Below are 12,844 nucleotides of genomic sequence, written 5' to 3' on the forward strand. Positions count from 1 at the left end.
GTAACCCGGTTGTATAGACTTGTCGGTGAACCAACCGGACACGTCACCGGAGGTAGCGGAGCGCGCGCCGCCACAGCGACCGGTCGTGGCGGGACTCGCGCTCGCGCATCCGGACGCGGCGCCCGCCGAGCACGAGCAGGCCCAACGCCGCCATACCGCCCGCGAGCGCTGCGTCGATGAGGAGAATCGGCAGCCACGGGTGGACGCCGTGCAGCGAGTCGAGAACCGATGTCGGGAACACCGCGAGGTAGCGGTGTTCGGTGACGAACCGCCGGTAGTAGCCGGTCTGCTCGGGCGCGGACAGCGTGACGTCGACAGTGGCTTCGCCGCGCCCGGCGACGCGGACGCGCTCGGGCGTCACCGAGACGCCCTCGCTGGCCGGTTGGACGTACGCGACGACGGGGACGAGGCCGGCGTTCGGGACGCTGTACGGCAGCGTCGCGGACTCCCCTTGCTCGATGACTGTGGGGTTCTCGGAGGCGAACTCCGCGCTCACGACGCCGAACTGCTGGGTGCCCGCGGGCACCACCATCGCGGCGGTCGCCGCGACCACGAGCACCGCGGCGAGCGCGGCGACGACGACACCCGGCGAGATACCCTGCTCGCGGCTCCGGTCTCGGTCGCGGTCGCGCTGGCGGCCATCGCTGGCGAAGAAGAGGTCGAACACGTACAGCAACGCCGAGAGCCCCAAGAGGAGGTACGCGATGCCCTGCGTACCGAGCAGCGCGCGCGTTCCGGTCGCGGCCGCGAGCCGCCGCTGGACGTCGGCGAACGCGCTCTGGAGGCCGGTGACGAGCGTGCCGAGGTTCGGGACTACGACGACCGACCCGCCGACCTGGAGCGCTTTCGCGACGACTTGCGCGTCCTTCACCGGCGGTTCGCCACCGTCCTGGTCGGTGAAGGGGTTGGCGTCCCCCTGCGTGACGTACCCGCGCTCGGTCTCGCCGACGACGCGGTGGGTGGTCAGCCCGCCGCCCTGCAGCTCCTCGGCGCGGAAGACGACGACGTCGCCCACCTCGACGTCGCCGTCGATGGCCGTCGGTATCGCGACGAAGCCGTCGCCGGGCTCCATCGTCGGCTCCATGCTCCCGGTCTCGACGTACCCCAACAGAACGGGCGTGCCGAGCACCTGGCCGACCAGCAGGGCGACGACCACGAGGACGACGAACGCTTCGGCGCCGAGCGTGAGCGCGCGGCGGACGGACATTCACTCGCCCCGACGTGTCAATCCGTCAAAAATCCTGCGTCGGCGTCGAAGACGCCCGCGACGAACGCGACGTACGGCACGAGGAAGCCCAGACAGAACCCCAGCAGGTGCGCGTAGACGTTCACGACGGTCCCCTCGACGGGTGACGGCGCTGGAAAGCCGACGAACGGGTAGCCGAGGAACGCGACGGCGCCGAGCACGCCGACGTCGACCCAGCCGCTCCCGACGTCGGGCTGGGATGCCGGCGCCGAGCGCCACGCGGTCCGCGCGGAGACAGCGTAGGCGAGCGCGAGCAGCGCGCTCGTCGCCGCGAGCGCGAACGCCACGCGCCCACCGGGGAGCGCGACCAGCGAGACGACGGCGACCGCGGCGAAGAATACGCCGGGTGCGTCCCGGACGCGAATCCGGCGGTCGAAGCGGCTCGCGTACGCCACCAGCACGAGCCCGAGCAGGCCGGCGAACGCCATATTCACGCCGGAGAGCCCGTAGCCAATCGCGTCCCGGGGCACCGCGAGGTTCAGCCCCGACAGCGCCAGCGGGAACGCCAGCACGTACGTCGCAGCGGCGGCGCCGAACAGCCGCCGACAGCCCGCCAGCGCGGCGAGCACGTACCCGAACCCCGCGAGCAGCGCGTACCCGAGGAGGTTCGCCGCGAGGTGGTCGAACTCGAAGTGGACGAAGTGCGCCGCGTACGCCGTCGCGAGCGTCGGGTCGCGGTACGCGAACGCCAGCGACTCGCGCGTCCCCGGCGGCAGTGCGAAGACCGCGAGCGCCGCGGCCGGCACGACCGCCAGCGCGAGACAGTCCCGCAGCCGCACGGCGTCCCGGAGGGCCGCGCGGACCGACTGGGGCGACGCGCTCATGGGGCGAACTGGACGCGTGGCTGGCAAAAGGCTACCCGCCGTGCGGACCGCGGCCCGACTATCGCCACGGTGTCCTCCGTGCGAGCGCCAGCGATGCCGCGACGACCGCGAGCAGCGCCACCAGCCCGAGCACCTCGGTTAGCCCGAACCCGGCCGGCTCCCGGACCGGCTCGTCGGCGGTCGCTGGCTCACCAGCCGATTGTGCGGCCGCCGCGCCGTCGGTCTGATTCCCGGTTGCGACGGCGAGCGTCCCGGCTTCGACACCCCCGACAGTGACCGCGTACTCGCCGGTCACGTTGCGCGCGACCCGCGCCGTCAGCGTCGCCGTTTCGCTGGCCGAAACCTCGACCGTGGGCTCCGCGACGACGGTCCCGCCGACGGCTACCGCGACGGTGCGCTCCCCGGCGATGTTGCCCGCGTTCGAGACGTTCGCCATCACCGTGACCGCCTCCCCGGGCGCGGCGCTCGCGGATTCGAGCGTCGCGTTCGCGACCCGGAGCCGCGCGCGGTCGGCCGCCACGACGAACGTGGAGAACCCTGGCGTCTCGGCCTCGAAGTGCAGCCGACCACCGCGCTCGCCGGTCGTCACGACCGCGAGCTTCGATAGGTCACCACCGTCGTCGCGGTAGACGGTGAGGTTCGCGGGCGCGACGCCGCGCTCCTCGAAGTACCCGACCGGGGCGCTGAACCGCAGCGTCGCGCGCCCCGCACTGTCCAGCCGGTCAGTCACGGTGACCGCGCCCAGCGGCGCCGCACCCCGCTGGGCGACCCGCGAGCTCGAGGCCGCCGTGCCAGCGGCCTCGACGTCAACCGAGACCGACCCGCCGGTGCTCGCGACGTCGACCTCGTCGAGAGCGAGGACGCCAGCTGCACCGTCCAGCACTAGCCGGGACGCGTCGAACGTGGTCGTCTCGCCCGCATCCGCACCGAACACCGTGAACCGCCGCGAAGTCTCGGTCAACGCTCGCGTCTGCACCGTTGAATCCTCGGCCAAGGGCGTGCCCGTATTCCCGGTGACGCTCGCGCCGCTGGCGACATCCGCGGGGTCGGCCGCCCGCGCGTGCACGGTGATTTTGTTGATGAGCCCGTCCGCGGTCTCTCCGGTCGTATCCACGCGCATCCCGACCGCCACGGTCGCGTTCGGCGCCAGCGTCACGTTCGTTGCCTGGGACTGCACGGGCGCGCCGTCCGCGTAGAACGTCACCGCGTCCGAGTCGTGCGTGATCCAGACGTGCGCGTACCGCGAGCCGTTGTACCGCACCCGAAACACGTCCTCGATACCTGTCACCGCGTCGTCGTTCACGCCCTCCGCATCCGGGTTCGCCGCCGACAGGTCGACGACGAGCTCGCCGTCGTCGAGACGCGCGTAGTCGCTGCTCGGCACGAGTTCCACGTCGACATCGTTGTTGCCAAGTTGGTCGGTCGCCCCGGAGAATAGTGGCGCGGCTACCGACGGGAACGCCAGGGTTCCCGCAACGACGACTGCCGCGAGTACGGCAGCGTGCCGGAATCTTGTCACGCCTCAATCAGCTCCGTTACTGTCACGCTCGGTCAGTTACCCGGGCTTACCGCTCCCGAGAGGTAGTATTGGTTCGTCTGAACCATCTCAGACAGGTCCTGTCACGCCGCCGCACCCCATTCGGCCGGGCTGCGCGGCGCGTCGACTACGGCGCTACTGCGTCGCACCGTCCGGGACGTACACCGGTGTGAGGACATCGGCGAGCGACGACCGCTCCGCAGTCGCGGTGATGACTGGTCCCTGCCCGTCCTTAAGCACTCGACTCCCCGCGCTCCCCTCGGGCGCGTCAACGACCAACCCAACATCGACGTGACTGCCGACGCCCAGTTCGACGGCCGCGGTGTCGACCCCGGCATCGTGGGGTGGCTGGCGCTGCCGCCCATCCCCCTTCAGCGCGTCGAGATCGCCGTTGAAGTCCGCGATGCTGACCGCCGTCGCGTCCTCGTGCCACGACCCGACGTAGAAGGCGTGGCTCTTGCTCCCGTTACGGCCGCCGTCTTCCAGCATCCACACCCAGACCGGCTGGGTGCCCTGATTCTCGATTCGGAACAGGTCGTCGACGGTCGTGACCGCGCCGGCGTTCACGCCGTCTCCGAGCAGGCTGTCGTTCCCGCCGGAGAGGTCCCCCGACAGCTGGCCGTCCTCGACCTCTACGTAATCGCTGTTCTCGCTCCCCGGAACCGAAACCATTCGCAGGAACGCGTTCGCGTCTTCCGCCACGTCAACGGTGAAACTGCGGTCGGCCGTGACGCTGGTGAACGCGCCAGTGCCGACGCCGGCCGCTCCTGCGGCTACGATCGACCCCACGCCAGCGAGTAATGTGCGTCGTTTCATAATCTTCCCCTCGAGAAGTCCCACCGGCGGAGTCGAACCGCCGTGCTCCGAGTGGGAATCAGTCGGCGTCGGTGGCGACTGCAGTAATCGTCAACGTGACCTCGTACTCGGGGTCGTCTTCTTTGACCGGGACGCCGTGGGTGTCGATTTCGAGGCCGCAAGGTAGCGGGTCGCCACCAACGGCGAGCGGGTCGGACGGACTGCTCTTCGTGAGCCGGTCCCCCGTTTCGGCGTCGTACATCACGACCGTCGGGACTCCCTCCGTTGACTGCTGGGTCGCGTACACTTCGACGGACTGGGTTCCTTGGTTCGCGACGGTGAACAGCCCCGTCCTGTCGTGGGCCGCGTCGCCGCCGAACCGGTAGACTGAGTCGGTCCCGACCCCCTCGGGGTCCGTGCCACCGTAGTCGTCCTCCTCCGGAGAGGGAATATCGAACGCGACCGTACTCCCGTCCTTGAACGACCGGCGGCCGCTCCCGACTTCTTCGAGCTTGAGCAACGCCCTGTTATCGTCGGCCACGTCGACCGTAACGGTTCGCTCGGCGCTGACACTGGTGAACGCACCCGACCCCACCGCGAATATACTACTCACGGTGAGAGTGCCGAGGCCGGCGATGAGGGTGCGTCGTTTCATTTGTCTAATACCTCGCCAGATTACTCGGGCTGTCCGGTGGTGTTATCTCCAGTGTAGCTGTCGGGCACGCGGGTGGCGTCCGCAATGAGTTCAATCGTTGCGTCGATGTCCGAAGTGCTGTCGACGGTATCGTCCGTCTTGACGTACAGCCCGAAGTCGAAGGATTCGCCGGGTTCGAGGACGAACTCTTCGAGCGCGTCGGCGGTCCCCTGCTCGTTATCGTTGACGTACGCGCTGTAGGTCGGACCGTTACCGTTACCGGTAAGCGAAATCTGGTCGTTCTCGACACCTTGGATTATCGCACCGGTGTTGGTGTACTCGCCGTTCGGGCGGTTCGAGGCCTGTGGGTCGATCGCGATGCCCGACCAGTCTCCGTTCGTGTAGTTACTGTCAGAAATGCTGTCGGGGTCAACGTAGACGACGGCGGCCTGCGTCCCCTGATTGACGACCTTGAAGAGGTCGTTAATCTGGGTTGTCGCGTTCGCGTTGACACCAGAACCGGAAGAACCCGTGCCATTACTGAACGTATCGTCGACGTCGATGGACACCGCACTGTTGGACGTGCTGACGTATTCCGAGTTGTCGGCGTTTGACGTTTGGAAGGCGAGCAGGGCGTTACTGTCGCTGGCGACATTGACGTTGACGCTCCGGTTCGCCTGCACAGTCGTGAACGCGCCCGTACCGATTCCAGCTGCCCCGGCGGCAGCGAGCGATCCGAGTCCGGCGATGAACTTGCGACGTTGCATTTTCGAGTTACCTCGTTGTGCGCCCCGCGACCACCACGGTCCACGAGAGCGCTCACTTCCCCCATCACCCCATTGGTAAGTAGTATTGACACGACTGAGCGAGTTCAGCCCCGGTCTGCCGTTCGGGCCGGGAGCGTCTGACCGCGCCTGACGAGCGGCCCAACCGCGACAACCGTGGTCTGAGCGGCCGTCAGACCGCGCCTGAGCGGCCGATTACCAGTTCGTATCAGTTATCTATTCGAGAACTAATGTCTGTAAATTGCGCCGAATAGCGCTTTAGCCGCGATTCACGGGGTTTCGCCGGGTTCCTATCGTCAGATGTTGATACGTTAATTATCGCCAACACTTATGATGGCGTAGTGGGTTAGCACCACTCGTCGTGTCATCCGCGTCACAGCATCGGGGGCAGGGGGAGCCCGCCGACACGGGGGAAGGGGAACCGAGCGACGAGACCGTAACTGAGCCGCTGACCGAAGACGAGCTGTTCGACGTCCTCGCGAACCGGCGGCGGCGGTACGCCGTCCACGCGCTCGAAGACGAGGACAGCTCCGTCGAACTCGGGGACGTCGCCGAGCAGGTCGCCGCGTGGGAGTACGGCGTCGACGTCGAGCAGGTGTCCTACGAGGAGCGCAAGCGCGTCTACACCGCGCTCCAGCAGTCGCACTTCCCGATGATGGACGACGCCGGCGTCGTGGACTTCGACAAGAACCGCGGCACCGTCGAGCCCACCGAGTCGCTGGACGACGTCGAGGTCTACATGGACGTCGTGCAGGGCCACGAGATTCCGTGGAGCGTCTACTACCTCGGGCTGTCGGGCGTCGCGGCGTCGCTGATGGCGGCGGTCTGGACCGGGACGTGGCCGTTCGCGGTCCTGCCGGACGTCGCGTGGGGGGTCGCCGTCACGGCGATGTTCGGCGTCTCAGCGGTCGCGCACACGTACTACGCGCGCGGGCAACGCATCGGCGCGAGTGACGAACCACCGGAGCTTCGAGAGTGATGAACGGGTCACGGGTCGCCAGCATCGTGCTCGCGCTCGCCGCGGTGAGCGTGCTCGCCACCGGGACGCTCGGGTTCACGAGCGTCAGCGCCGAGCGCGGCGTCTCCGTGAGCGTCGTGGACAGCGAGAGCGCGTACGTCGGCGTCACCGCGTGCGCTCCGACACACAGTGAGAACGAGACCGGGAACGGCAGCGGTGCCGGGAGCGCCGACGTGTACGTCACCGTGACGAACCAGTACTCGACGCCAGTGGTCGTCGAAGGAATCGAAGGGGACGGCGGGAACGACGGCGACCTCGACGATTCGAGTCGGGTGATACCGGTCGGCGAGACGAAGAAGTACTCGTTACAGTTCGAAGCCCGCGAGGTGACCGTCGACGCCACCGCCGACGCGTTCGACGCGACCGTCACCGCCACAGTCGTCGAGAAACGCCGACACGACTGCAATCCCAGTCAGCCGTGACCGCGCGAGCGCTCGCGGGCGACCGGATGACAGCGCCCGTCACGGACGCCTCCGGCGGCAATTGATTTTATCAGGGCTCCCGGAGAACGACGACGTATGAGTGGGGAACCACCCAGCGTCGGCCTCGGGACGGCCGTCTACGACGACGACGGCGAGAAACTCGGGACGATTCGCGGCTTCGACGAGGACGGCTTCTTCGTGACGACCCGCGAGGGCGTCGACGCGCTCTCCATCGAGCACGAGCGCGCCGGCCACGAATTCGGCGAAGCCGAGCTCATGTGGCGGTGCTCGGAGTGCGGCGAACTCGGCGACCTCCAGGAGTCGTTCCCCGAGGAGTGTCCGAACTGCGGCGTCGAGAAGGAAGCCATTTACTATTGGACTGAAGACTGACGTCGTCTCTCGGCGGTTCCACGGCGAAGCCGTCGCTCGGCACCGCGAAAAACGAAGGGAAGGTCGGCGTTAGAACGGGGCCTGCGGGCCTTCGTCTTCTTCGACATCCTCGCCGTCGGCGTCCTCGCCGGGGAACGAGGGGCTCATGCCCGTGTCGCCGCCGCCCATGCCGGTGTCGGCGTTGACGGCGTCGATTTCGGGAATCTCCTTGGTCATCCGGGACTTGATGGCCTGAATCGTCATCGGGGAGATGCCACAGCCCGAACACGCGCCGCCGAGCTGGAGGTCGACGACGCCCTCCTCGCGGTCGATGTTCTGGATGGCGGCCGTGCCGCCGTGCATCTGAATCTGGGGGAAGTTCCGGCGGAGGAAGTTGTTGACGCGCTCCTCCAGGTCGTCGCCGCTCTGACTCTCGGTGCTCATGAGAACCCGTTGGTGCTCGTGTGGCTTAGCTCCTGTGGTGCAAGATGTTCGCCCCGGTAGCAGTTACGCGTCCTCGCCGACGCCGAACTGCGCGCGCAGCTCCCCGCGCAGCTCCTCGAGGTAGCGGTCGAGGACGTGCTGGGTCTTCTCGTCGGTGGCGACGACGCCGTCGAGCTTACTCAGGGGGTCGTCGGGGAGGTCGACGGTGAACTCGCCGTCGCCCTCGTAGTGGGGCTCGCTCTCGGCAAGAATCGTCTGGTCGATGCCGTGGACCAAGTCCGAGTCGAAGGACTCGTTCATCGTCTCGAAGGCGCTCTTGTACGCGGTCTGGAGCTTCGGGAAGTAGTCGACGTACTTCTGTTCCTCGAACTCCTCCGGCGTCAGGTCGCTCATTAGTCTCTGTTTGCCGTGTCAGATTGAAGTGCCCGTCGGTAGCCGCGGGCCCGAAAGAAGTGACGGGTTCTGAAGATAGGATATGATGCACAGGTCCGTGGGCAATAACTCGTGGGGTTGACCAGTCTCTGGGGCCCCCTGTTCGCAAGTGAACGCGATGGACTTCTCAGAATAGCGAGACGATAATCAGTAAGGCACTGTCTAGTTAGGCCAGTTTGAGAAGTGAGCAGGTCGTTGAGTGAGTTGGCTAGGGTGCTCGCAGACCTGCTCAGCGAGTGCTTCGCGGCGGATTTAGAAGAATCTTGGGAGCGTGAGCGGACGGCGACACCCATTAGGGCGTTCGCCGTCCGCCTCCACGCGACCGGCTGTTCGCTTCGAGAGACAACAACGATTCTCGCGGAATTGGGCGTTAAAATCTCTCACGGGTCGTGTGGAACTGGATACATCGGCTGGCTGACAGCGAATGCGACCCGCGACGGCGATGCCGTCGGCGGGTCGCCATCGACGAGACCGCTGTCAAGATCAACGGCGAGTGGCCTTGGTTGTACGCTGCAATAGACATCGACACAAAACTGATTCTTGACGTTGCGCTGTTTAGCCGACATGGCACCGATCCGGCAGCTGCGTTTCTGCAGAAACTCCACGAGAAGCACGATCTCTCTAATGCTGAGTTCCTCGTCGATTAATTTGGCTATCGGACTGCCCTTGCTCGAGTAAGGTTGAGCGGCAGGATCAACTATACCGACCGAAACCTGATCGAAAAGTGGTTTCACACCCTCAAAATGCGTGTCGACCGCTTCCACAACTCATGGGTGGGCAGTCGGCGAAGCGTCCGCGAGTGGCTTGAACAGTTTATGCACTACTGTTCTATGACACCCTATCTTTATTTTACTAGCGTGTTAGGATGTAGTAGTGCCTATCTTGAGATTGGTTCTTATTGGTTTCCTACTTTTGCTGGGATATTGGTTTATCAGAGTGTGGTTAGGGGTGTTCTTGGACCCACGAGATTCGTTAGCCACTCAAGTCCGTTTTCGTGTCCTAGAGGATACGTTTTCGCCTCCTACGAAGCCAAACGCCAATTTGGCGTACCAGCTTCGGCAGACGCTTGAGTTGGCATATGAGGTGTTTGGACAGCGGGGAACAGTCGGCCAAGCACTTATCGCAATACTTGCTATTTCTTTCGTCTCCGTTGTTGCCTACATAAGCTCTTCTGCGGCCAAAAACGGAGTATATATTATCGGTCTGTCACCGTTCAATGCCGATCTCCTCAAAACATTTTGGCAAGTTCAAGCCACAATTGTCTCTTTCGCGTTCGTCATCGCTGTCTTCCTCTGGGAATCTCTCATCAGTGACTCACCGTATACTATTGAACTACGAACCGCTATCCGGTATACTCATTCGCTATTTACTATTGGCTTCGCTCTCTTCGGAACTATCGCATCTGGCCTTCTTCTCTCTCAAGGTTGGGGACCGAATTCAGGTAGTGATCAGGCCATGAACCAAATAACAACGACAGATGGATTCATCGTTACATTTCTTTCAATCACAACGATTGTACTCGTTTTTGTCTTGTTCCGACGTACTCTCGGGTATCTTGTCTATAATGAGGATCTAGATTTGAACGACAAGATCGCAAGTCTACGGCTGGACCGGGAGCTCGCTCCTAGTAGACATGACTATATGACAAAAATCCTCAAATCCTATACCGGGACCAGTAACTCCATGCCCGTGACTGCATACTTAGACGAGCCAATTACTGTTATCCGGGCTTCTGATTTAGAGCTCACAGGAGAGATATCTGATATCCACCTAACAAAGATACAGACATTGGCTGCTGATATTCAGGACAGAGGATACGATGTTGAGTCTGTCCCACATATCGGAATGAACGTCGGGAACAATCCACCGATTATGGCAATACGCGGTGATATTAGTGGTTCGGAGGTAGACTGCGTTGAACGTTCCTTGACTAACGCTATTCGGACTCAGGAGGCCCTCTATTAATGAAAAGCACAACTTCAAATCTCAAATTCCTTGTTGGAAAATGCATCCAAGCAATCGACCAGAGCGATAGTCGAGGTCTACAGGAGGTATTGCAACGCTATCGAGGCATCGTTAACGAACTCATATCAAAGACGGCATCTACCACTAGCATCAATAAATCTGCAGCAAACCAAATCACACAAACGGTCGTCGATGATTTTGAACTCCTTTGTGCACATGGCTTGAATCACCCGACTCAAACCTTCACAACCCAGATTTTGAATTCACAAGGGGCCCTTCTTTCAACCACCCTTACTAAATCGAATTCAATTATCGGGAAGCAGCTACCAGACACCTTCTTCAAAGCATACCAAATAGGCTCTCAATCCGGTTCACCGCCTCCACAGTTTATCGACCGCTTGATGGATAATTTAGCGACGCCGATGAATAGAATGCCTTCAGAATTAACACGTGCCGACACTGAAGATGAAATAACACGAATCAGTGGGATTGGGGACGCTATTGTAGACGTATACTGGAAACTATTTCTTAATGCTATTGACGAGGAGGACGGATATCTCTTTAATATCTGTTGGGAGGGATTTGACCTCCAAGATACAGGCATCTCGGCGCAATCACATATTGATGCCTATTCAGACTTGGATGACGGGGAACGGCCCCAGATTGGCAGTCATTATGAGATCGACGATGCTGATTTAGAGCAACATCGTCGAGACTATTTCGACCAATTAGTCGATCGATTGTCGAAGTATCGGTTCGCGGCTGCTGCTTGGGCGTTCAGGCAGTACCGAGAAGAAAATATTTCCTCTCGGTTCTTCTCTGACATCTTCACCCAGTTAATTCACGAGGACTATCAGGAGGAGGGTCTCAGCACGATTTCTGAGGTATACTTCAGTATCTCTCTGGAGGACGACCGTCTTCTTGATTCTGGTCGTCATGCTGAGGTCTCCCCGATGAAACAGTCCTGGTCGTTCAGTTCGTCAATACAATCGTGGTTGCTCGATTTCTACTCGTTCCTTGGTCCGTTTATTATCTCAGATAGCTCGATTGATGCAGTGCTTGAAGAGGGTGAGACACCAGTTCCAGTAACGGATTCTGTCGCTGCTCGATCCCAATCAGTAGCGGACCGTGTCTCGGAATTAGAAACCGGATATGAAGATTGGCAACAGCAATTTGGAGTTTCGTTCACGGAACGTGGAAAAGAAGCATTTATCGAAGCTCATTCGATTGCAAAAGATGAATTTCGTTCCGAAGAATTCGACGAGATTCGAGAGGCAACTCCGGAACGTGAGAAGGTGCGGGAATTTAAACAAGAAGCGGTAGAATCGTTTACTTCTGACTTTAAGCTACGGATCGCACTTGACAGTTTCAACTCTTTAAGCCAGGTAAGTCAACTCTCAGCTGACAGCGAAGATGTTTCCTTTCTGGATTTTGTCCCGAAATCCCGTTTCACAACCTTCCAATCCTTCCATATGGCTTCGAGCCCCCGCGTTCGTCCGCTCCTATCTCTTGTGATGAACCGAACCGTGAATGAATCATCACTTCAGATTGAACCGCTTCAAGAGTTTGAGAATCTTCCTGAGCGGCTACTCAGCGCCGTTGACCAACTTGGTGAGTTGGAAAACGCTGTAATTCTCACCACACCTGGCATCTCTTTCGGGGAATATCTCTCACATGATCGGTTTACGCGACCGGACAGAAACGAAAGCCAATCTCTTAGAGCGAGTTTCAGACTGGACGATACACCCGTAATAATGGACCATAGTATCGATCATGCAGGATATAATGCAATTGTTTTGAATGAACTCCAAGCTGTTTCGTGGACAGAACTGATTCGAGAAGGGTCACCGCTGGGTATAACGATAGCACACGAGGATGACAATATTCAAGAACTTGTTGACCAGTACGACGTTCCTGAGTTTGAGTATGGGAGTGGTCGGCCTATGGTGGCTGTGGAGTATGAGTATGAGTTTGCTGTTGACAGCACAGAATTGTCTGGAGTAGCTATCAAGAGAGCGGGCTCAGACTAAAGCAGACTGGGGTTTGAGACGATCACAACCAGAAACTGGAATACTACTATGCACGCAAAAGGGCGGGTCCACGTTTGTCCTGAGTACCGTCCGAATGTTATCTAGTGGAATATGCGGAAACCAGGCTGAAGTAGCCATTCGATAGGATGACTCGTTTTCAGTCTGGAGCTTTATATATGAGGCCGAAGTAACCAGCGAGTAGTGACAACACGCCCGGCGCAGGCCCCGACAGGGTCACGATGGACGCGTCTCGGACCACCGACGCGTCTTGACAACGCCGGCTACGCATCTACACCCAAAGACTACGAAGTAGAGGGACTCTTCACCACGAAAACCGGAGATT

13 protein-coding genes and 1 pseudogene are annotated in these 12,844 nt (G+C 61.2%); 6 read left to right on the top strand and 8 right to left on the bottom strand.

Features of this window, described 5'->3' with window-relative positions:
- Positions 1-43: 43 nt before the first annotated feature.
- From HHUB_RS12120 to HHUB_RS12145, 6 genes are all read right to left on the bottom strand, one after another.
- Entirely contained in the window at positions 44-1,207 is a 1,164-nt protein-coding gene (locus tag HHUB_RS12120) for a signal peptidase I (protein ID WP_059057859.1), read from the bottom strand.
- Positions 1,208-1,224: 17 nt separating this feature from the next.
- On the bottom strand, positions 1,225-2,070 hold the full coding sequence (locus HHUB_RS12125) for a hypothetical protein (protein WP_089649678.1): 846 nt from the start codon (positions 2,068-2,070) through the stop codon (positions 1,225-1,227).
- Between the two features lie 58 nt (positions 2,071-2,128).
- Positions 2,129-3,589, bottom strand: a complete 1,461-nt coding sequence (locus HHUB_RS12130) for a DUF1102 domain-containing protein (protein WP_082687241.1) — start codon at positions 3,587-3,589, stop codon at positions 2,129-2,131.
- A gap of 153 nt (positions 3,590-3,742) precedes the next feature.
- The gene (locus tag HHUB_RS12135; protein WP_059057862.1) at positions 3,743-4,396 is read right to left on the bottom strand and encodes a hypothetical protein; all 654 of its coding nucleotides are present in this window, start codon (positions 4,394-4,396) and stop codon (positions 3,743-3,745) included.
- Between the two features lie 85 nt (positions 4,397-4,481).
- Positions 4,482-5,057 carry a hypothetical protein gene (locus HHUB_RS12140; protein ID WP_059057863.1) on the bottom strand — a complete coding sequence of 192 codons (576 nt, stop codon included), beginning with the start codon at positions 5,055-5,057 and terminating at the stop codon, positions 4,482-4,484.
- 20 nt (positions 5,058-5,077) lie between these two features.
- Positions 5,078-5,803, bottom strand: a complete 726-nt coding sequence (locus tag HHUB_RS12145; RefSeq protein ID WP_089649677.1) for a hypothetical protein — start codon at positions 5,801-5,803, stop codon at positions 5,078-5,080.
- A gap of 379 nt (positions 5,804-6,182) precedes the next feature.
- Here HHUB_RS12145 and HHUB_RS12150 point away from each other — a divergent pair, with 379 nt between their 5' ends.
- The 3 genes from HHUB_RS12150 to HHUB_RS12160 all read left to right on the top strand — a co-directional run bounded on the left by HHUB_RS12150 (position 6,183) and on the right by HHUB_RS12160 (position 7,651).
- Complete coding sequence (locus HHUB_RS12150) at positions 6,183-6,800, top strand: DUF7344 domain-containing protein (RefSeq protein ID WP_059057865.1); 618 nt, start codon at positions 6,183-6,185, stop codon at positions 6,798-6,800.
- The gene (locus HHUB_RS12155; protein ID WP_059057866.1) at positions 6,800-7,261 is read left to right on the top strand and encodes a hypothetical protein; all 462 of its coding nucleotides are present in this window, start codon (positions 6,800-6,802) and stop codon (positions 7,259-7,261) included. Before HHUB_RS12150 ends, HHUB_RS12155 begins: the two co-directional genes overlap by 1 nt.
- A 96-nt stretch (positions 7,262-7,357) precedes the next feature.
- A complete protein-coding gene (locus tag HHUB_RS12160) occupies positions 7,358-7,651 on the top strand; it encodes a DUF7130 family rubredoxin-like protein (protein WP_059057867.1) in 294 nt (97 codons plus the stop codon).
- Between the two features lie 69 nt (positions 7,652-7,720).
- Here HHUB_RS12160 and HHUB_RS12165 read toward each other — a convergent pair whose 3' ends face one another.
- Positions 7,721-8,074: a NifU family protein gene (locus HHUB_RS12165; protein WP_059057868.1), complete on the bottom strand. Its 354-nt coding sequence runs from the start codon at positions 8,072-8,074 to the stop codon at positions 7,721-7,723.
- 63 nt (positions 8,075-8,137) lie between these two features.
- Positions 8,138-8,467, bottom strand: coding sequence for a DUF5783 family protein (locus tag HHUB_RS12170; protein ID WP_059057869.1), 330 nt, complete (start codon positions 8,465-8,467; stop codon positions 8,138-8,140).
- Positions 8,468-8,719: 252 nt separating this feature from the next.
- On the opposite strand from HHUB_RS12170, the pseudogene HHUB_RS12175 reads away from it, so the two are divergent.
- The 3 genes and pseudogenes from HHUB_RS12175 to HHUB_RS16680 all read left to right on the top strand — a co-directional run.
- A pseudogene (locus HHUB_RS12175) lies at positions 8,720-9,330 on the top strand (IS6 family transposase); the annotation flags it as partial.
- Positions 9,331-9,547: 217 nt separating this feature from the next.
- Positions 9,548-10,471: a hypothetical protein gene (locus tag HHUB_RS16675; protein WP_157534002.1), complete on the top strand. Its 924-nt coding sequence runs from the start codon at positions 9,548-9,550 to the stop codon at positions 10,469-10,471.
- Positions 10,471-12,501 (top strand): hypothetical protein, encoded by a 2,031-nt coding sequence (locus tag HHUB_RS16680; protein WP_157534003.1) that lies wholly within the window; start codon positions 10,471-10,473, stop codon positions 12,499-12,501. Before HHUB_RS16675 ends, HHUB_RS16680 begins: the two co-directional genes overlap by 1 nt.
- Positions 12,502-12,844 lie beyond the last annotated feature (343 nt).

This window comes from Halobacterium hubeiense (assembly GCF_001488575.1).
Lineage (GTDB): Archaea > Halobacteriota > Halobacteria > Halobacteriales > Halobacteriaceae > Halobacterium > Halobacterium hubeiense.

Coding starts and splice junctions, on each gene's coding strand:
- HHUB_RS12120 (WP_059057859.1), bottom strand. CDS start 1,207: ATGTCCGTCCGCCGCGCGCTCACGCTCGGCGCCGAAGCGTTCGTCGTC.
- HHUB_RS12125 (WP_089649678.1), bottom strand. CDS start 2,070: ATGAGCGCGTCGCCCCAGTCGGTCCGCGCGGCCCTCCGGGACGCCGTG.
- HHUB_RS12140 (WP_059057863.1), bottom strand. CDS start 5,057: ATGAAACGACGCACCCTCATCGCCGGCCTCGGCACTCTCACCGTGAGT.
- HHUB_RS12145 (WP_089649677.1), bottom strand. CDS start 5,803: ATGCAACGTCGCAAGTTCATCGCCGGACTCGGATCGCTCGCTGCCGCC.
- HHUB_RS12155 (WP_059057866.1), top strand. CDS start 6,800: ATGAACGGGTCACGGGTCGCCAGCATCGTGCTCGCGCTCGCCGCGGTG.
- HHUB_RS12160 (WP_059057867.1), top strand. CDS start 7,358: ATGAGTGGGGAACCACCCAGCGTCGGCCTCGGGACGGCCGTCTACGAC.
- HHUB_RS12165 (WP_059057868.1), bottom strand. CDS start 8,074: ATGAGCACCGAGAGTCAGAGCGGCGACGACCTGGAGGAGCGCGTCAAC.
- HHUB_RS12170 (WP_059057869.1), bottom strand. CDS start 8,467: ATGAGCGACCTGACGCCGGAGGAGTTCGAGGAACAGAAGTACGTCGAC.
- HHUB_RS16680 (WP_157534003.1), top strand. CDS start 10,471: ATGAAAAGCACAACTTCAAATCTCAAATTCCTTGTTGGAAAATGCATC.